Origin of the sequence: Massilia aurea (assembly GCF_014200505.1) — a bacterium.
Taxonomy (GTDB): Bacteria; Pseudomonadota; Gammaproteobacteria; order Burkholderiales; family Burkholderiaceae_D; genus Telluria; species Telluria aurea_B.
The window spans coordinates 1,971,911-1,990,059 of the sequence record NZ_JACHBX010000001.1; the positions used below are offsets into that span (position 1 = coordinate 1,971,911).

An 18,149-nucleotide genomic window follows, 5' to 3' on the forward strand; every position below is an offset into this window, starting at 1 on the left:
GGCGTTGGCAAACGCACGAGGACGTTACCCCTGAAGGTACATTACTTGGCAAAGGATAAAGAACTGCAGACGACACGACTGTTCGATAGCAAACATATTAGTGAATTTGGCGTACTAACAAAAAAACAATGATCTTGTCGATATTGAATCGAGATTCGCTGGCATGCGAAACATGCCCGCGAGCATCAATAGACGCTAACTAGCTGATTTTGTTCAGGGTTTTAGGCTATCCACAAGAATTGTGGATAACTGTGTGGACAAGCGCCACTTGACAAGCCGCAAGGCCAGACGGGATGCGGGTTTCAACAAATTGCCCGTTCGGGAGGCAAAATTTTGTTCCAATAAAATCAACGACTTGCACGTGCACCACATGGGAGCAACAAGTTTATGTGCGGCCCACTCCTACAAAAGCGTGACATGGGGGATAAGTGGCCAACGTGGCGTGATCTGCGGCTATTTCCAGGCGTTGCGGGCCCGGTCACGCACGAGCATGCGAACACTGTCGGGCATGGGCGTGCGCAGCTCGCGCTTGTCGGCGCTCAGCCACGCGGATTCTTCAAAATGCTTGAGCATGACAGGCGTGACAAAGCGCGAACGCGTCGCATACACATGGCGGTCACCCATGGTGGATTGCTGCTTGATGAAGAAGCGGTTGGGCACAATCAGGTGCAGGTTCTCGCGAGCCCGGGTCATGGCCACATACAACAATCGCCGCTCTTCCTCGATATCGTCCTGGTTGCCAGTGGCCATGTCCGACGGTATGCAACCGTCGACCACATTAAGTACGTGCACCGACTTCCACTCTTGCCCCTTGCTCGAGTGAATGGTTGACAGGATCACGTAATCGTCATCGAGTAGTGGCGGGCCAGCGCGGTCACTGGTTGCTTCGGGCGGGTCGAGCGTGATCTCGGCCAGGAAACTTTCGCGATTGGCATGGCCACCCGACAAGGCGACGAGCTGGTCGAGGTCAAGTGCGCGCACCTGGAAATCGTCGTGCAGGCGCTCCAGATGCGGCGCATACCAGTCGCGCGCCAGTTCCAGGTCTTGCGGCCAGCGCAGGCCAGGGGTGCGCAGGCGCGCATACAGCGCGCAGAACGCCTGCCACTCGACGCTGCAGCGGGCCGGCACCGGAAACGCGGCCAGCGTGGCGGCGACATCGCTGCTCTCGCCCACCGCGTCCAGCACACGGGTGGCAGTCGCCTGGCCGATTCCGGGAATCAGTTGCAGCACGCGGAACCCGGCCAGGCGCCCGCTTGGATTCTGGGCAAAGCGCAGCAGCGCCAGCAGATCCTTGATATGCGAGGCCTCCAGGAATTTCAGGCCGCCGAACTTGACGAACGGGACGTTGCGCCGCATGAGCTCGAGTTCGAGCGCGGCGCTGTGGCTGGCCGCCCGAAACAGTACGGCCTGCGACTTGAGGGGCACGCCTTCTTCGCGCTGCTCGAGAATGCGGCTGCAGACCCAGCGCGCCTGCTCGGCTTCATCGGGAATCAGGACCAGCTGCGGCTTGATGGCCGACACCTTGTCGGTCCACAGCGTCTTGGCGTGGCGCTCGAGCGCAGCGCCAATCACGGCATTGGAGGCATCCAGGATCGGCTGCGTCGAGCGGTAATTGCGCTCGAGCGTGATCAGGTGAGCCGGCTGCGTGAACTGGCCGGCAAAATCGAGGATGTTGCGCACGGTGGCGCCGCGAAATCCATAGATGGACTGGGCGTCGTCGCCGACCACCATCACGCCCCTGCCGTCGGGCTTCATGCCGGTGATGACCGCGGCCTGCAGGCGGTTGGTGTCCTGGTATTCGTCGACCAGCACATGGTCGAACCAGCTGCCCAGCTCGGCGCCCAGCACCGGGTCGGCTGCCATCTCGGCCCAGAACAGCAGCAGGTCATCGTAGTCGAGCACGTTCTGCTCTTGCTTGGCGTCGACATAGGCGCCGAACAGCGTCTTGAGCTGGGCTTCCCATTCGGCGCACCACGGAAAATATGCCTGCAGCACCTGATCCAGCGGATCGCGGCTGTTGACCACCCGCGAATAGATCGACAGGCAGGTGCCTTTCATGGGGAAGCGTTTTTCGGTGCGCGAAAGGCCGATCTCGTGGCGCACCATGCCCATCAGGTCCTCGGCGTCGCCCCGGTCGTGGATCGTGAATTGCGGATCGAGCCCGATGCGCCCGGCGAACTCGCGCAGCAGGCGCGCGCCGATGCTGTGAAAGGTGCCGGCCCAGGGCAGAGATACCGGCGCCTGCGTGCGGGCAGCCGCGCCACGGCCAAGCAGGCGGTGCAGGACACCGCTGGCGCGCTGGCTCATCTCGCCCGCGGCGCGCCGCGAAAAGGTCAGCAGCAGGATGCGCTGCGGATCGGCGCCGGCCCCGATCAGGCGCGCCACACGGTGCGCCAGGGTATTGGTCTTGCCCGAGCCCGCGCCGGCCACCACCAGCAGCGGGCGTGGTGCCTGCGAGCCGATATCGTGCTCGACCGCGGCGCGCTGCTCTGGATTCAAGCTGGCGAACGGGTCCTCAATGGCAGGCTCGGCGGTGGCGGTGGTCATGGTGTGGCGGACGGAGAAAGCGATACTGTACATTTATCCAGTACCAAACCACAAGCGCTAAATCGCGTTGCCGCAGGCACGGCCCGCACGCGATCGCGGGCATACGTTGGAGGGCCAGCGCCGGGCCACGGAAAAATAAAGGCGCAGTCAGCGTTAAATAGAGACTAGCTTTGAACCGACGAGCAGTCCGGTGGTCCAACCCCTGTCCCCAGCGTCAGGAGTCGATCATGAAAGCGCCACGTTTCAAGGGCTGGTTCGCAAAACTGCCTTCGCTGAACCACCCCCAGCGCCGGCAAGTGCTCGATGCCCTGCATCCTGCAGCCGGGCTCGATCAGGTGGTCGCACTCATCAGTGAGGCCAGAGCGCCAGGCCGCTGCTGTCCCAGATGCGGCAACGAGCGCTGCTACCGCCATGGCTTCGCCAATGATTTGCAGCGCTACCGCTGCTGTGCCTGTGGCCGCACCTTTAACGATTTGACCGGTACGCCATTGGCGCGGCTGAGGCTCAAGGCCAAATGGCTCGCGTATTCGCAGGTGCTGCTCGATTCACTCCCCGTGCGCAAGGCGGCAGATCGGGTCGGGGTACACCGCAACACGGCCTTTCGATGGCGCCACCGCTTCCTGCATTGGGTCAAGCTCGACCGACCCGGGGCACTCAGTGGCATCGTCGAAGCCGACGAAACATTTTTGCTCGAATCACAAAAAGGTTCGCGTACACTCGATCGGCCACCGCGCCATCGCGGCGGCCATGCTGCCAAACGTGGCATTTCCAGCGAACTCGATTGCATCCTGATCGCGCGCGACCGCGAGGGGCGCACGGTCGATGCGGTCACTGGCCGGGGCGCGCTCACTGCTGCGCAACTCGAGCGTGACTTGCTGCCCAATCTCAACAGACAGGCCTTGCTGGTCAGTGACGGCCATCCCGCCTATCGCGCCTTTGCACGCAAACACAGGATCGCGCACGAGGCGGTCAACCTGCGCGCCAGGGTGCGCGTGAGGCGTCTGGGCAGCCTTGCCATCCACGTGCAAAACGTGAATGCCTACCATCAACGCTTCAAGGCTTGGCTACACGGCTTTCGTGGCGTGGCGTCGCGCTACCTGCCCAATTACCTGGGCTGGCGCTGGGCGCTGGACGGTGAACGGGTTACGTCGCCGGAACAATTGCTTCGCAGCGCTATCAGCGTCATCAATAGATAACGCTGACTGCGCCAAAATAAAACCGTTCTGGATATCCACAAAGTCTGTGAATAACTATGTGGAAAAGCGGGGGCTTGACACGCTGGACGTGGCCTGCGGGGCGGCTTTCAACAAGTTGCCTATTGGGGAGGCATCGACGGTGACAACTGCAGATTTGTCCCAAACAAAGCGGCCCGCACCCTTGACAGCGCCCGCGCCGCTGTGCGGATTACGCCAGTGCGCGGCGCCGCTCGGGCTCGAGCAAAACACGTTCGATAACCTTTGGCCGTACGCCGTTGGACTTCAGGTATTCGACCGCCGGCACGACGCCGAGTTCACTCAGGGTCGCAATACCGCGGGTGACGACATCGCGCTGGTCGGCATTGGATCGCAACTCGGACACGCTGGCAACGCGTGGAAGGATGTCTTGCGCGTGCAGTGGTTTCATCGCTGAGCTCCGGTAATGGTGGATGTGTCATGCACCACGATTATTGGCGAAGTAAATCCAAAGTCAATGGCAAACGTGTATCAGTCCGTGAATACATGTCATGCCGAGCGCGAGCAAGGCGCAACGGCGATAATAACGGGATGAGCCAATCGCCCCTCCTCTCCCCAAACGCGCCGCCGGGCGACACCGCAGTAGACCACCCGGTGCCCACCTCATGCACCGACCTGTTCGTCTCGTTCACGCTGATCGCCCTGCAGGGCTTCGGCGGTGTGCTGGCCGTGATCCAGCGCGAAATGGTCGAGCGCAAACGCTGGTTGAGCAATGAAGAATTCATCGAAGAATGGTCGGTCGCGCAAATCCTGCCAGGGCCGAACGTGTGCAACCTGGCGCTGATGATCGGCCAGCGCCATTTCGGCCTGGCCGGCGCGATGAGCGCACTGGCCGGCTTGCTGGCGGCGCCGCTGGTCGTGGTGCTGGCGCTGGCCCTGGTGTATGCGCGCTTCGCCGACGTGCCGCAGGTCCAGGGGGCGCTGCGCGGCATGGCGGCCGTCGCCGCAGGCCTGGTGGCGGCCACCGGCCTGAAGATGTCGGCCGCGCTGGGCAAGAACGTGCTGCCTCTCATCGTCTGCGTACTCATCGCCGCCGTTGCCTTCGTGCTGCTGGCCTGGGTGCGGGTGCCGCTGGCGACCGTCGTGCTGGGACTCGGCGGCCTGGGCTGCGTACTGGCCTGGCGCAGGCTCACTCCATGAGCGCGCCGCAACTCGTCTTTACCTGGCACGACTGGATCAGCCTGTTCACGCACTTTCTGGGGCTGTCGCTGATGTCGCTTGGCGGTGCGATCTCGACCACGTCCGAAATGCAGCGCTACCTGGTCGAGCGCCAGGGCTGGCTGACACCGGCGCAGTTCGGCGACTCGGTGGCGCTGGCGCAATCGTCGCCCGGACCGAATGTGCTGTTCGTGGCGCTGCTGGGCTGGAATGTCGGCCTGAACAATGGCAGCACAATGGCCGCGCTCTGCGGCGTGGTGATCGCCATGATCGGCATCATGCTGCCGTCGACCGTGTTTACGTATCAGGTGGCGCAGTGGGCGCATCGCAACCGCGGACGGCGGGCCGTGCGCGCCTTCAAGCAGGGCATGGCCCCGCTCGTCATTGCGATGCTGCTGTCGACCGCCTGGCTGCTGGCCTCGGGCGGCGCCACCGGTTTGGACCACTGGCCGCTGTGGCTTCTGTCGGCGGTGAGCTGTATCGTCATCTGGCGCACCCGCCTGCACTTGCTGTGGATGCTGGCGGCCGGCGCCGTGCTCGGCGCGCTTGGACTGCTGTAGTTGGCACGCGGTTGGCATGTAGTTGGCACGCGGTTGGCATGTAGTTGGCATGCCGTCGCAGGACGCGGCATACTGGCCGCATCTTTCACTGCCCCCCTATGACGATGTCCGAACTCCTGAACCAACATGCCTGCTTCGGCGGCGAGCAGCGTTTCTATCAGCACGATTCCAGCGCCATCGGCTTGCCGATGAAGTTTTCGGTGTACCTGCCGCCCGAGGCCAGCGGCAAGAAGCTGCCAGTGCTGTTCTACCTGGCCGGCCTGACCTGTACCGAAGAAACGTTCATGACCAAGGCCGGCGCCCAGCGCGTGGCGAGCGAACTGGGCATCATCCTGGTGGCGCCCGACACCAGCCCGCGTGGCGCCAACGTGCCGGGCGAAACCGACAGCTGGGACTTCGGCGCCGGCGCCGGCTTCTACCTCGACGCCACCGAAGCGCCATGGTCGACCCATTACCGCATGCACAGCTACCTGCTGGAACTGCACGCGCTGGTGCTCGATCTGCTGCCGGCCGATCCGGCGCGCGTGGGTATCTTCGGCCATTCGATGGGCGGCCACGGCGCGCTTGTCATGGCGCTGCGCCACCCTGAGCTGTTCCGCTCGGTATCGGCGTTTGCGCCAATCGCCGCGCCAAGCCGCTGCCCATGGGGCGTCAAAGCCTTTGGCGGCTACCTGGGCCCGGATGAAAGCACCTGGCAACAATATGACGCCAGCGCGCTGATGGCAAAGCAAGAGACGGCGCCCTTCCCGGACGGCATCCTGATTGACCAGGGCCTGGGCGACAAGTTCCTGCCCGAGCAGTTGCGCCCGGAAGCCTTCGAAGGCGCCTGCGCCCGCATCGGCCAGCCGCTCACGCTGCGCCGCCAGCCTGGCTATGACCATGGCTACTACTTCATCTCGACGTTCGTCGAAGACCACCTGCGTTTCCACTCACGTCAGCTCGGCTGATTCTGGGCGGCTTCAGCCAGGCTGAAGCCGCTTTTCCGTACGCTCCCCTCCCTGCTCTCCCGCCTCCCTGTTGTCGATGACGTCCGCTTGCGACCTGTCCGCAATGATTGCTGTCTGATAACTGCAACAAAAACAGTCATTCTTTAGATCATCTTAAGGGAAGTGACAATCGTCGTAGTCACAAAGTTTCCATGGAGATACAATAGTTTCTCAAAATTCCCACCTGCATCCCTTTCGTTCGTGCCTGGCTCACCAGGATGCATATCCCCACTCCACGTTCGTAGAACACGTCCAATAAAAAGATGAAACTCAGCTTCCGCACCAAACTCTACCTGCCACTCGTTCTCAGCTGGTTGTGCCTGTCAGTGATTGCGATTCTCCATGTCTATGAAAGCAACACCCAGCGTCTCGAGGAACGCAAGATCGCGCTGAAATTCGCGACCGATGTCGGCATGTCCACCGTCAAGGAATACGCGGAACTGGCGTCATCTGGCGCGATGAGCGTCGCCGACGCACAGCAGCAAGCCCTCAAGCGTCTGAAGTCCATGCGTTACGGGAAGGATGGCTATTACACGGTCGTGGATTCAGCCCCGAAAATGCTGATGCACCCGGTCAAGGCTGAGCTGATCGGCAAGGACCTCAGCGACTTCAAGGATTCCAACGGCACTTACTTGTACCGTGACGTGGCAGCCATTGCCAAAACCAGCGGAGAAGGCTGGGTTGAATACGTCTGGCCCAAGCCAGGCAACCCGGACCAGCAGCAGGTGTTCCCGAAAGGCGCCTATGTGCTTACCTACAAGCCGTGGGACTGGACCTTCATGACGGGTCTCTACATGGATGACCTGCATGACGCGTTTGTTGGGGACCTGTGGCGCGCCGTCGCTTTTCTCGCGATTTGCGGCGTGGTCCTGAGCACGATCGTGTTGCTGGTACTGCGGAATATCACAAGCTCGATCCGCCAGGCGGTCAGTGCAGCGGACGCCGTGGCCGGCGGCGACCTGACCCATCACATCACGATCGAAGGCAAGGACGAGATCGCGCAACTGATGTCGTCGCTCGACAGAATGCAGCAAGGCCTTGCCAACGTCGTGAGCGAAGTACGCCAGGGCACGGACGCCATCGCCGCCGCTTCATCGCAGATCGCGCAAGGCAATATGGATCTGTCGGCGCGTACCGAACAGCAGGTCGCTTCGCTCGACAAGACCACCGCGTCGATGGAAACGCTGGCCGGCACGGTACGCGAGAACGGCGAGTATGCGCGCCAGGCCAACACGCTGGCACTGTCGGCGTCCGATGTGGCGACGCACGGCGGCACGATCGTTTCTCAAGTGGTCACGACGATGGCGTCGATCAATGCCTCATCGACCAAGATCGTCGACATCATCAGCGTGATCGATGGCATCGCCTTCCAGACCAATATCCTGGCACTGAACGCGGCGGTCGAAGCAGCGCGGGCGGGTGAACAAGGTCGCGGCTTTGCTGTCGTGGCCGCTGAAGTGCGCAACCTGGCCCAGCGCTCGGCGGCAGCGGCGAGGGACGTCAAGACACTCATCGGCGATTCGGTTGCCAAGGTCGAGGCAGGCAGCAAACTGGTGGGCGAAGCGGGCAGTACCATGGATGACATCGTCGCGAGCGTCAAGCGCGTGACGGATATCATCGGGGAAATCGCGGATGCCGGGCAAGCGCAGCAGGCGGAGCTGAAGCAGATCAACGACACCATTCTCGACATGGACAGCACGATGCAGCAGAACGCAGCACTGGTCGAAGAAGCGGCATCGGCATCCGCGTCGCTGCACACGCAGGCACACAACCTGACCGGTGCCGTCAGCCTGTTCAAGCTGACGGCAGGCCAGCTTCACCCGGGCACGGCGCCCCGCCTTGCACTGACGTCACGCGCCGGTTACTGATCTTCCGCCGTCCCGGCCTGATGCGGGATTAAAAGGTGCTACTGGCTGCGCCGTGGGCGGGATCGACATCGATTCCGCCGTGGTGTTCCAGGATGGCGGCAGCCCGTTCGAGCTGGAAGGCTTCTGCCACGCTCACCGTCATCATGCACAGATCGCCGCGAACAGCGGGCTTGAACACATCTTCATAATCGGTGCCGCCTTTGACAGCGGGCGAGTCGCCCACATAGAAATTGCTTTCGGCAGGGCCGGCTTCGTCGGTCGTGACATTGACATTGATGCCCTCGCCATCGAAGCCCTCGGCCAGCAAGCCATTGCGGGCCGCCTCGGCCGCTTCGAAATTAGGCAGCATGCGAACGATATGGTGATTCATGATCTCTCCTTGTTTCATTGGCAACCACCGTACCAGAATCTGGTGGTGCGCGGCGCAGGCCACTGACAGTGGGTGACACGCTTGTCGCCAAGCTGAATCCAAGTCAATTGCCACGCGGCAAACGAACGCCGGGAACGCGAAACCGTGGTGTATGCTGAATGCAATGCACGCAGATACCTGCGCGGCTTCATCAAACCGACGGCGTCGCAGGCGCGCTCGCATCGGTGAAGCTCGAGAACGGCGTACTGCTACTGATCCTGCAAAAAGCAGGGTAACAAAGCACGTCGTCTGACCATTTACTGCGCAACGGGCCCTGCCCGAATCGGGTGATGGTTCGCCGGAACGCACTGCAACGCATGACTGCGAAGCGGTGCGTTTTTTTATGCGTGCAAGTGACGCTGCAAGGCGACGCTGCAAAGCACGATGAATCGTCAGTAACAGACCAGTGCTGGACCGACTATGCCGCGGCACCGCCCAGGCGACAAGGTCCAGCACGACACAGTACAACTAACCGAGAGGAGTCGACATGAACGAATCGAACGATCAGGGAAACAACGCAGGTAAATGGATTGGCGCCGCAGTGGCTGGCGCCCTGCTGATGTATGCTTTTGACCCCGACCGCGGCCCGAAACGCCGTGCACGCGCCAAGGGCGCACTGCGCGACGCGCGTCACCGCGGCGCCGACAAACTCGAACACGCGCTGCACACTGCCGGCGAGCGCTTCGACTCGGCGCGCGAGCGTGCCGAATCGGTGTACCTGCGCGCCGGCGCGCGCCTGGCTGGCGCGGCGCACGCTGCCGGTGACCGCCTGGCCGAGGCGTCGCACGAAACGCGCGACCGCCTCGAACGCGCGCGCGGCCGCCTGGCTGAAGCCTCGTACGATGCGCGCGACCGCGCCTCGCTCGCTGCTGACTACGCCCGTGACCGCGTATCGCACGCCGCCGACACCGCACGTGACCGCGTGTCGCATGCCGCCGACGCGGCCCGCAGCACCGCCGCCCGCGCTGCTGACGATGCACGCGACTACGCGGACGACGTCCGCTCGCGCGCGCACCATGTCGCCAACGATGCGCGCGACCGCGCCAGCTATGCCGCCGACAAGGCCCGCAGCAGCGCCAGTGACGCTGCCGACAAGGCCCGCAGCAACGCCGATGACGCCGCTGACCGCGCACGCGAACGCGCCGACATCGCCCGTGAAAACCTGGCGCAGGCCGCGCACAGCACCGGCAACGGCGCCCGTGCCCGCGCCAACGCCGTGGGTAACCAGGTGCGTGAATGGACCGATCACCTGACGCAGGCCTTCGGCTCGCGCGGCCCGACGCTGACCAACTCGGCCTTGCTGGGCACGAGCGCGCTGAGCATCGTCGGTCTGGCGCGCCGTTCGCCGGCCGTCGCCCTGCTGGGCCTGGGCGCGCTGGCAGTGCTGCTGCGCAGCGACCGTGGCCGCAACCTGGTCGATTCGCTGCGTCATCGCGGCGACGCCAGCCGCGTCGAAGTCGAGAACAGCGTCTTCATCGATGCGTCGCCACGCGAAGTGTTCGATGCCTGGGCCGACGTGGAAAACTTCCCGCGCTTCATGTCGCACGTGACCGAAGTACGTGACCTCGGCCATCGCCGTTCGCATTGGGTCGTGCGCGGCCCGGCCGGCATGGAATACGCATGGAACGCGGTCATGACCGAGCAGTCGCGTCCGGATCGCCTGTCGTGGCGCAGCGAGCCGGGTTCGGAAATCGAACAGGACGGCAGCGTCACGTTCGAGTCGGTCAATGGCGGCACGCGCGCAACGGTCCACATCAGCTACGCGCCACCAGCGGGCGTGCTGGGCCACGGCGTGGCACGCATGCTGGGCGTCGATCCACAGCGTCAGATGGATGACGATCTGGCAGAGATGAAAGCGTTCATCGAACGCGGCGGTGCGCGTGGTGCAGGCCGCCGCTAATCCGCCGCTGAGTTACCCCGCCGTAGGGTGGGCGGGTTTCCCGCCCACGCGTTCAACACCCCCTTGCATATCTCGGAGCGGGCGTGATTTGAACGCGTGGACGGCATAGCCGCCCATCCTACGCGATTCACGTGGCATGAAAGTGGAACACCACCAATGGTCCCCATGCGGGGCCATTCGTTCGTCCGGGCCGCGCTCAATCCGGAATGATCGCCGTGACTTCAATCTCCACCCGCGCGCGGTCTTCCATCAGACCCGCGACCTGCACGGCCGTCATGGCCGGATAATGGCGCCCGATGACGTCGCGGTAGGCTGCGCCCAGCGCCGGCCCGGCATCGAGGTATTCGCGCTTGTCGAGCACATACCACGTCATGCGCACGATGTGCTCCGGGCTGGCACCCGCCTCGCGCAGCACGGCCACGATATTGGCCAGCGCCTGGCGCGATTGCCCGACGAAATCGTCCGTCTCGAACCGGCCGGCCGGCGTCCAGCCGACCATCCCGCTGACATGCACCTGCCGGCCACGCGCGACAACGCCATTGGCATACCCTTTCGGGCGCGGCCAGCCAGGCGGTTGCAAGAATTCCATTCAATCTCCCGGCATGTAGCCTGCGTGTTGCGGCGCGAGCAGTTCGCGCGCGATGATCAGGAGCTGCACTTCGCTGGCTCCCTCGTAGATGCGCAGGGCGCGGATCTCGCGGTACAGCCCTTCGACGACCTGGCCCCGTTGCACGCCCTGCCCGCCAAACAGCTGCACCGCGCCGTCGATCACGCGCTGCGCCGATTCGGTGGCGGCCAGCTTGGCCATTGCCGCTTCTTTTGTCACGCGTTTGCCGCTGTCGCGCAGCCACGCCGCGCGGTAGGTCAGCAGCGCGGCGGCGTCGATCTCCAGCGCCATCTGCGCCAGCCGGGCCTGCGTCAGCTGGAAGTCGGCCAGCAGCTTGCCGAACATGGGGCGCGCCTGCGCATGCGCCAGTGCTTCGGCCATGGCGTGCCGCGCGAAACCCAGCGCCGCTGCCGCCACCGATGTGCGAAACACGTCAAGCGTGGCCATCGCGACCTTGAAGCCGTCACCTTCGCCGCCAACCAGGCAGGCAGCTGGCACCCGACAACCGTTGAAGCAGAGGCGCGCCAGCGGATGCGGCGCGATCACGTCGATGCGCTCGGCGACTTCGAGGCCTGGCGTGGCTGCATCGACGATGAAGGCCGAGATGCCCCGTGCGCTGCGTTCGGTCACTTCACCCGTGCGCGCGAACACGACATAGAAGTCGGCGATGCCGCCATTCGAGATCCAGGTTTTTTCGCCATCGAGCACCCAGGCATCGCCGTCCCGGCGCGCCGCGCACTGCAAGGCCGCGACGTCGGAGCCGGCCGCCGGTTCGGACAGCGCGAAGGCGGCAATGGCGCTGCCGTCGGCCACGCGCGGCAGCCAGGTGCTGCGCTGCGCAGCGCTGCCGAACAGCGAGATCGAGCCGCTGCCCAGGCCCTGCATCGCGAACGCAAAATCAGCCAGCCCGGCGTGGCGCGCCAGGGTTTCCCGGATCAGGCAGATGGCGCGGGTGTCGATGGCGGCATGTGCGCCGCCATGCTCGACGCCAGCCACGGCGTGGCGCAGCCAGCCGCCCTGCCCCAGCCTTGTGACCAGCGCGCGGCAGACGGCGTCGACATCGGTTCCGTGCGCGTCGGCCAGGTTCGCCGCGGCCCAGGCGTCGAGCTCACGCGCCAGCACGCCGTGATGCGCATCGAAAAACGGCCAGTCGAGAACATCGGGTTCCATCAATTGCCCTCGAACTGCGGCCGCTGTTTGCCCACGAATGCCTGGTAGGCGCGCTGGAAATCCTGCGTCATCATGCAGATGGCCTGTGCCTGCGCCTCGGCCTCGATGGCTTCGTCCACGCCCATATTCCATTCCTGCTGCAGCATCTTCTTGGTCATGCCGTGCGCGAACGTCGGGCCAGCGGCCAGCTGCGCGGCAAACGCCTGCGCCTGTGCGAGCACTTCGCCTGGTGCGGACAAGCGATTGAAGAAACCCCAGCGCTCGCCCTCCTCCCCATCCATCGAGCGGCCCGTGTACAGCAGTTCGGCCGCGCGGCCCTGACCGATCACGCGCGGCAGCAAGGCGCAGGCGCCCATGTCGCAGCCGGCCAGGCCAACGCGCGTAAACAGGAACGCCGTGCGGCTGCGCGCCGTGGCATAGCGGATGTCCGAAGCCAGCGCCAGGATCGCACCGGCGCCGGCGCACACGCCGTCCACCGCCGCGACGATCGGCTGCGGACAGGCGCGCATCGCTTTCACAAGGTCGCCCGTCATGCGGGTGAAGGCCAGCAGGCCCGGCATGTCCAGTTGCGTCAGCGGCCCGATGATCTCGTGCACGTCGCCGCCCGAACAGAAGTTTTCGCCCGCGCCGGTGAGCACGACCGCCTTGACGTCGTCGGCATATGCCAGCGCGCGAAACAGGTCGCGCAGCTCGGCGTAGGCGGCGAACGTCAGCGGGTTCTTGCGCTCGGGGCGGTCAAGCGTCAGGGTCGCCACGCGCGTCGCGGGGTCCAGCGACAAGCCGACATGCTGCGCCGCATAGTCGGTCAGGCCCGTTCGATTGCCCGCTAGATCATGCATGCAGTGCTCCTGAGGACGCGTTGAAAAATGGACGAACCGGTCACGTACCTGACCGCCCGCGCGCCAGAGTGCGTTCGAGTTGCTGCTTGCCGGGCGCGTACTGGCGTGGCCACGCGGCGCCAGTGTAGCCGATGCGCGCCGCCTCGTTCAGCGTCCACGCGGGATTGGCCAGGTGCCCACGCCCCACCGCGCACAGGTCCGCGCGGCCGGCAGCGATGATGCTGTTGACGTGGTCGGCTTCGCTGATGCCACCGACGGCGATCGTCGCGATGCCGGCCTCGTTGCGGATGCGGTCTGAAAACGGCGTCTGGTACATGCGGCCATACACCGGTTGCTCGGCCTTGCTCACCTGCCCCGAGGAACAGTCGATCATGTCGGCGCCAGCGGCGCGAAACAGCCGCGCGATCTCCACGGCGTCCATCGGGGTGATCCCGCCGTCGACCCAGTCGTGACTCGAGATGCGCACGCTGATCGGCAGGTGCGCCGGCCAGGCCGCGCGCACGGCGGCAAACACGCGCAGCGGAAAGCGGCAGCGGTTCTCGAGACTGCCGCCGTAGTCATCGCCCCGCCGGTTCGTCAGCGGCGAGATGAAACTCGACAGCAGGTAGCCGTGCGCGCAATGCAGTTCGAGCCAGTCGAAGCCCGCCTCGCTCGCGGCCAGCGTGGCGCGCACGAAATCGGCTTCGATCTGCGCCATGTCGGCCTCGCTCGCCTGGCGCGCTACCTGCGACACCCCGGCCAGGTATCGCTGGGGCGACGCCGCCACGAGCGGCCAGTTGCCCTGCGCGAGCGGCTGGTCGATGCCTTCCCACATCGGCCGGGTCGAGCCCTTGGCGCCTGCGTGCCCTAGCTGGATGCCGATCTTCGCGTCGCTCGCCGCATGGACGAAGTCGACGATCCGGGCCCATGCCCGCGTGTGCTCGGGCAGGTACAGCCCCGGGCAGCGCGGCGTGATGCGCGCGTCGGCCGACACGCAGGTCATCTCGGCGATCACCAGGCCGGCCCCGCCCAGCGCGCGTGCGCCGAGGTGGGCCAGGTGAAAGTCGCCCGCCACGCCATCGACACACGCGTACTGCGCCATCGGCGAGACGACCACGCGGTTCTTGAGCAGCACGTCGCGCACCCGCAGTGGCGTAAACATCGGCGGCGTGGGCGCCGTTGGCGCGGCCTCGCCGGCCTGCGCTGCCGCCTGCACGGCAAAGCGGCGCTCGAAGCCTTGTATATAGGCGGGGTCGCGCAGGCGCAGGTTTTCGTGCGACAGGCGCTGGCTGCGCGTGAGCAGCGAGTAGGCGAACGTGTCGGGCGGCATGGCGCTGTAGCGCGCCACGTTCTCGAACCACTCGGTCGAATTGCGCGCCGCGCTTTGCAGCTTGCTCACTTCGGTCACGCGCGCTGCCTGGTAGCGCAGCAGCGCGGCATTGAGGTCGCCATCCGTTTCGACAGGCAGTTCGGCAGCCAGCGCGATGGCGTCTTCCAGCGCCAGCTTGGTGCCCGAGCCGATGGAGAAATGCGCCGTGTGCGCGGCGTCGCCCAGCAGCACCAGCGGCACGCGCCGGCCGTCGACGTCGAGCGCACCCACCCACTCGCGGCAGGTCAAACGCGCAAAGCGGTGCCACATGGCGGCGCCGCCACGGCTGGCCTGCGTCAGGAGCGGCGCGCCGCCAAGAAGATTGGCGAACAGGCGCTCGCAAAACGCCAGCGTGCTTGCGGCGTCCATGTCGGCCAGGCCGCTGGCGCGCCAGGTCGACTCCAGCGTCTCGACGATGAAGGTCGCATTCTGGTCATCGTATTGATACGCGTGCGCCTGGAACCAGCCATGCTCGGTCGGCGCGAACGCGAACGTGAACGCGGCGAAGCGGCGCCGGGTGCCAAGCCACACGTAGCGGCATCGTCCCTCCTGTAGGTCAGGCCGGAAGACGGCGGCATGGCGCGTGCGGATCGCGCTGTGCACGCCGTCGGCGGCCACTACCAGGTCGGCGCCATGGCGGCGCGCCAGCGCTACCTCGTCCGTCACGTCGGTATCAAACACGAGCGCCACGCCGGCGTCTTCGCAGCGCGCCTGCAGGATGCCGAGCAGGCGCTTGCGCGCGATGCCGCAAAAACCATGGCCATGAGAGGTAACGGTGGCACCGCCGATCTGCACGTCGATCGCATCCCAGCGGTTGAACGCGCCTTCAATGGCGCGCGCGCTGGGCGCGTCGGCCAGCGCCAGATTGCCCAGCGTCTGGTCCGAAAACACGACGCCCCAGCCGAACGTGTCGCCGGGCTGGTTGCGCTCGACGACCGTGACGCTGCGGCGCGGATCGCGCAGTTTCATGAGCAGGCCGGCGTACAGACCGGCCGGCCCGCCACCGACGCAGACGATGTTCATGGTCTCTCCTGATACCGACATGGGCCTATCTTACCTGCCCCGATGCTTGACATGTCAACAAGGCGTCGCGCACACGCGACTCATTCGCTGTGGATAAGCCAATTTTTAGTACAATCAGGAAACGTTATGCCTGTATTCCCGCCATCTGTCGCGGGTCCGATCGATCAACCGTCCGCCACACATGTTCCCCATCGCCCGCAAGATTGCGCTTTCGATCGTCACCACCACGCCGCAGCCGGCGCCGCGGCGATGAACAAGTCACCCGGCCGTTTTCGCCTGAACAGCCTGCGCAGCAGGCTGATGTTGCTGGTGCTGCTGGCCATCACACCGATCGCCATCGTCACCGTGCTGGGAGGCCTGCGTGAGCGCGAAGCCGCGATCCGCGCGACCGAAGACAACCTCAAACGCCTGACGGCGCTGGCCGCCGCCAATGAAGCGCAGTCGATCGACCGCGCGCGCCAGATCCTGGTCGATCTGGCCAGCGTGCCGGACCTGATGGGCGACACGGCCGGCTGCAATGCGCTGCTCGCCAATGTCCTCGACCGCAACGAGCTGTACGTCAATTTCGGCCTCATCCAGCTCAATGGCGACGTCAGTTGCAGCGCGGTGCCGATGGTGCATCCGGTGAACCTGGGCGACCGCAGCCACTTCAAACGTGCCGTGGCCGAACGCCGCTTCATCGCCGGCGACTATATTTTCGGGCGCGTGATCCGCCGCCATACGATCAACCTGACCTATCCGGTCACCGACCGCGACGGCAAGGTAGTGGCGGTCGTGTTTGCCGCAATGGACCTGGCGGGCCTGGACACCTTCGTCAACGACATCAGCCTGCCGGCCGGTTCGATCCTCGAGACGGCCGACGCATCGGGCAAGCTGATTTCGCGCCGCCCCGATCCCGAGCGCTGGTTCGGCAAGCGTGTACCCGCCCCGCTGTTTGCGGCGATGCGCGGCCCGCACGACAGCGCCCGTGTGATCCAGGGCGAGGATGGCGTCGAGCGCCTGCACGCCTTCGCGCGCGTCGGGCCGCCGACGCTGTCCGACTATACGGTCACGATCGGCGTGCCGACCGAAACCATCACGCGCGTGGCGCGCGAAGCGCAGCTGATGTCGCTGCTCGGCCTGGGCCTGACAACCATCCTGGCGCTGCTGGCGGCCTGGCTGGCGGGCGACAAGCTGATTGTCCGGCGCGTGCGCAAGCTGATGACGGTGGCGCGCCGGATCGCCGCCGGCGAACTCGATGCCCGCACCGGCATCGGCTCGAACAGCGAGGAAATCGGCCGGCTGGCCGCGGCCCTGGACGAGATGGCCGAGCACCTGCAGCAGAAAGAAGCCCAGCGCAGCCTGGCCGAGCGCGAACTGCGCGCGGCCGACCAGCGCAAGGACGAATTCCTGGCGATGCTGGCGCACGAACTGCGCAATCCGCTCGCGCCGATCAGCACCGGCGCCCACCTGCTCAAGCTGCTCCATTCGGACAATGCGCAGATCACGCAGACCTGCGCCATCATTGCGCGCCAGGTCGAGCACATGACGAGCCTCGTCGACGACCTGCTGGACGTCTCGCGCGTGACGCGCGGGCTGGTGACGCTGTCGACCCAGATCCTCGACCTGCGCAAGGTGGTCGACGATGCGGCCGAGCAGATTCGCCCGCTGATGCTCGCCCGCCGCCACAAGGTGGTACTGGACATGCCGCCCGAACCCGCCAGCGTCAAGGGCGACCACAAGCGCCTGGTGCAGGTCGTCGCCAACCTGCTGGGCAACGCAACCAAGTACACGCCCGAGGGCGGCCACATCACGCTGCATCTGGCGCAACAGGCCGACGCGTGGGTCATCGACGTGACCGACGATGGCATCGGGATGGATGCGCGCCTCGTCGAGCGCGTGTTCGATCTGTTCACCCAGGCCGAGCGTACGCCGGACCGCTCGCAGGGCGGCCTGGGCCTGGGCCTGGCGCTGGCCCGCAGCCTGGTCGAACTGCACGGCGGCAGCGTCGGCGCGATGAGCGCCGGCCCGGGCCTGGGCAGCACGTTCACCGTGCGCCTGCCGTGCTTTGCGCAGGAAGCCCCGGCCGCGCCGGTGGCGTCGCCGCTGGCCGGCAGCGCCAGCGCCGTCGGCCCCCTGCGTATTCTCGTGGTAGATGACAATCTCGATGCCGCCCACACGCTGAGCCTGTTCTTGCGTGCGAGCGGCCACACGGTGGAAATGGTGTATTGCGCGCTGGATGCGATCGATGTCGCTGCCGTGTTCAAGCCGCAGGTCTGCCTGCTCGACATAGGGCTGCCCGATATCGACGGCAACGAGCTGGCGCGGCGCCTGCGCGCCTTGCCCGACATGGAGAACGCGACGCTCATCGCGGCGACCGGCTATGGCCGCCAGCAAGACCGCGAACAGGCGCGCCAGGCAGGGTTCGACCACTATCTGGTCAAGCCACTCAACACGCTGCAACTAGGCGACCTGCTGGCGCAGGCGAGTCCTCAATGAAGCCGGTCCCGTGACTGAACCGCC

General features: G+C 65.3%; 14 protein-coding genes. 7 read left to right on the top strand and 7 right to left on the bottom strand.

Annotated elements, in window-relative coordinates:
• Positions 1 to 453: 453 nt before the first annotated feature.
• Complete coding sequence (locus HD842_RS08685) at positions 454 to 2,547, bottom strand: ATP-dependent helicase (protein ID WP_183553154.1); 2,094 nt, start codon at positions 2,545 to 2,547, stop codon at positions 454 to 456.
• 227 nt (positions 2,548 to 2,774) lie between these two features.
• On the opposite strand from HD842_RS08685, the gene HD842_RS08690 reads away from it, so the two are divergent.
• Positions 2,775 to 3,743, top strand: a complete 969-nt coding sequence (locus HD842_RS08690) for an IS1595 family transposase (protein ID WP_183553156.1) — start codon at positions 2,775 to 2,777, stop codon at positions 3,741 to 3,743.
• Between the two features lie 208 nt (positions 3,744 to 3,951).
• On the opposite strand, the gene HD842_RS08695 is transcribed toward HD842_RS08690, so the two are convergent.
• Positions 3,952 to 4,170 (bottom strand): hypothetical protein, encoded by a 219-nt coding sequence (locus HD842_RS08695; RefSeq protein WP_183553158.1) that lies wholly within the window; start codon positions 4,168 to 4,170, stop codon positions 3,952 to 3,954.
• A 140-nt stretch (positions 4,171 to 4,310) separates the two neighbouring features.
• Between HD842_RS08695 and HD842_RS08700 the strand changes: the two genes are divergently transcribed.
• The 4 genes from HD842_RS08700 (at position 4,311) to HD842_RS24375 (ending at position 8,351) form a co-directional block, all read left to right on the top strand.
• A complete protein-coding gene (locus HD842_RS08700) occupies positions 4,311 to 4,919 on the top strand; it encodes a chromate transporter (protein ID WP_183553160.1) in 609 nt (202 codons plus the stop codon).
• Positions 4,916 to 5,497, top strand: a complete 582-nt coding sequence (locus HD842_RS08705; RefSeq protein WP_183553162.1) for a chromate transporter — start codon at positions 4,916 to 4,918, stop codon at positions 5,495 to 5,497. Before HD842_RS08700 ends, HD842_RS08705 begins: the two co-directional genes overlap by 4 nt.
• Positions 5,498 to 5,601: 104 nt before the next feature.
• Positions 5,602 to 6,444, top strand: coding sequence for an S-formylglutathione hydrolase (gene fghA / locus HD842_RS08710; protein WP_183553164.1), 843 nt, complete (start codon positions 5,602 to 5,604; stop codon positions 6,442 to 6,444).
• 302 nt (positions 6,445 to 6,746) lie between these two features.
• Entirely contained in the window at positions 6,747 to 8,351 is a 1,605-nt protein-coding gene (locus HD842_RS24375) for a methyl-accepting chemotaxis protein (RefSeq protein ID WP_183553166.1), read from the top strand.
• 28 nt (positions 8,352 to 8,379) lie between these two features.
• On the opposite strand, the gene HD842_RS08720 is transcribed toward HD842_RS24375, so the two are convergent.
• The gene (locus tag HD842_RS08720) at positions 8,380 to 8,721 is read right to left on the bottom strand and encodes a hypothetical protein (RefSeq protein WP_183553168.1); all 342 of its coding nucleotides are present in this window, start codon (positions 8,719 to 8,721) and stop codon (positions 8,380 to 8,382) included.
• 526 nt (positions 8,722 to 9,247) lie between these two features.
• Here HD842_RS08720 and HD842_RS08725 point away from each other — a divergent pair.
• Entirely contained in the window at positions 9,248 to 10,660 is a 1,413-nt protein-coding gene (locus HD842_RS08725) for an SRPBCC family protein (RefSeq protein WP_183553170.1), read from the top strand.
• A gap of 196 nt (positions 10,661 to 10,856) precedes the next feature.
• Here the strand turns inward: HD842_RS08725 and HD842_RS08730 are convergent, their stop codons facing one another.
• From HD842_RS08730 to HD842_RS08745, 4 genes are read right to left on the bottom strand one after another with little or no spacing between them, the layout of a single operon-like run.
• Positions 10,857 to 11,249, bottom strand: a complete 393-nt coding sequence (locus HD842_RS08730; RefSeq protein WP_183553172.1) for a RidA family protein — start codon at positions 11,247 to 11,249, stop codon at positions 10,857 to 10,859.
• Positions 11,250 to 12,437, bottom strand: a complete 1,188-nt coding sequence (locus tag HD842_RS08735) for an acyl-CoA dehydrogenase family protein (RefSeq protein WP_229424637.1) — start codon at positions 12,435 to 12,437, stop codon at positions 11,250 to 11,252.
• On the bottom strand, positions 12,437 to 13,276 hold the full coding sequence (locus HD842_RS08740) for an enoyl-CoA hydratase family protein (RefSeq protein WP_183553176.1): 840 nt from the start codon (positions 13,274 to 13,276) through the stop codon (positions 12,437 to 12,439). Before HD842_RS08740 ends, HD842_RS08735 begins: the two co-directional genes overlap by 1 nt.
• A 40-nt stretch (positions 13,277 to 13,316) precedes the next feature.
• Positions 13,317 to 15,647, bottom strand: coding sequence for a bifunctional salicylyl-CoA 5-hydroxylase/oxidoreductase (locus tag HD842_RS08745; RefSeq protein ID WP_183553179.1), 2,331 nt, complete (start codon positions 15,645 to 15,647; stop codon positions 13,317 to 13,319).
• 249 nt (positions 15,648 to 15,896) lie between these two features.
• On the opposite strand from HD842_RS08745, the gene HD842_RS08750 reads away from it, so the two are divergent.
• Positions 15,897 to 18,125: a hybrid sensor histidine kinase/response regulator gene (locus tag HD842_RS08750; RefSeq protein ID WP_183553180.1), complete on the top strand. Its 2,229-nt coding sequence runs from the start codon at positions 15,897 to 15,899 to the stop codon at positions 18,123 to 18,125.
• Positions 18,126 to 18,149: the final 24 nt, after the last annotated feature.

What these genes read in the sequence shown, in the direction of transcription:
- HD842_RS08725 (WP_183553170.1), top strand. Translation starts at nt 9,248, where the DNA reads ATGAACGAATCGAACGATCAGGGAAACAACGCAGGTAAATGGATTGGC.
- HD842_RS08745 (WP_183553179.1), bottom strand. Translation starts at nt 15,647, where the DNA reads ATGAACATCGTCTGCGTCGGTGGCGGGCCGGCCGGTCTGTACGCCGGC.
- HD842_RS08750 (WP_183553180.1), top strand. Translation starts at nt 15,897, where the DNA reads ATGAACAAGTCACCCGGCCGTTTTCGCCTGAACAGCCTGCGCAGCAGG.
- HD842_RS08720 (WP_183553168.1), bottom strand. Translation starts at nt 8,721, where the DNA reads ATGAATCACCATATCGTTCGCATGCTGCCTAATTTCGAAGCGGCCGAG.
- fghA (WP_183553164.1), top strand. Translation starts at nt 5,602, where the DNA reads ATGTCCGAACTCCTGAACCAACATGCCTGCTTCGGCGGCGAGCAGCGT.
- HD842_RS08740 (WP_183553176.1), bottom strand. Translation starts at nt 13,276, where the DNA reads ATGCATGATCTAGCGGGCAATCGAACGGGCCTGACCGACTATGCGGCG.
- HD842_RS08690 (WP_183553156.1), top strand. Translation starts at nt 2,775, where the DNA reads ATGAAAGCGCCACGTTTCAAGGGCTGGTTCGCAAAACTGCCTTCGCTG.
- HD842_RS08705 (WP_183553162.1), top strand. Translation starts at nt 4,916, where the DNA reads ATGAGCGCGCCGCAACTCGTCTTTACCTGGCACGACTGGATCAGCCTG.
- HD842_RS08735 (WP_229424637.1), bottom strand. Translation starts at nt 12,437, where the DNA reads ATGGAACCCGATGTTCTCGACTGGCCGTTTTTCGATGCGCATCACGGC.
- HD842_RS24375 (WP_183553166.1), top strand. Translation starts at nt 6,747, where the DNA reads ATGAAACTCAGCTTCCGCACCAAACTCTACCTGCCACTCGTTCTCAGC.
- HD842_RS08685 (WP_183553154.1), bottom strand. Translation starts at nt 2,547, where the DNA reads ATGACCACCGCCACCGCCGAGCCTGCCATTGAGGACCCGTTCGCCAGC.
- HD842_RS08695 (WP_183553158.1), bottom strand. Translation starts at nt 4,170, where the DNA reads ATGAAACCACTGCACGCGCAAGACATCCTTCCACGCGTTGCCAGCGTG.
- HD842_RS08730 (WP_183553172.1), bottom strand. Translation starts at nt 11,249, where the DNA reads ATGGAATTCTTGCAACCGCCTGGCTGGCCGCGCCCGAAAGGGTATGCC.
- HD842_RS08700 (WP_183553160.1), top strand. Translation starts at nt 4,311, where the DNA reads ATGAGCCAATCGCCCCTCCTCTCCCCAAACGCGCCGCCGGGCGACACC.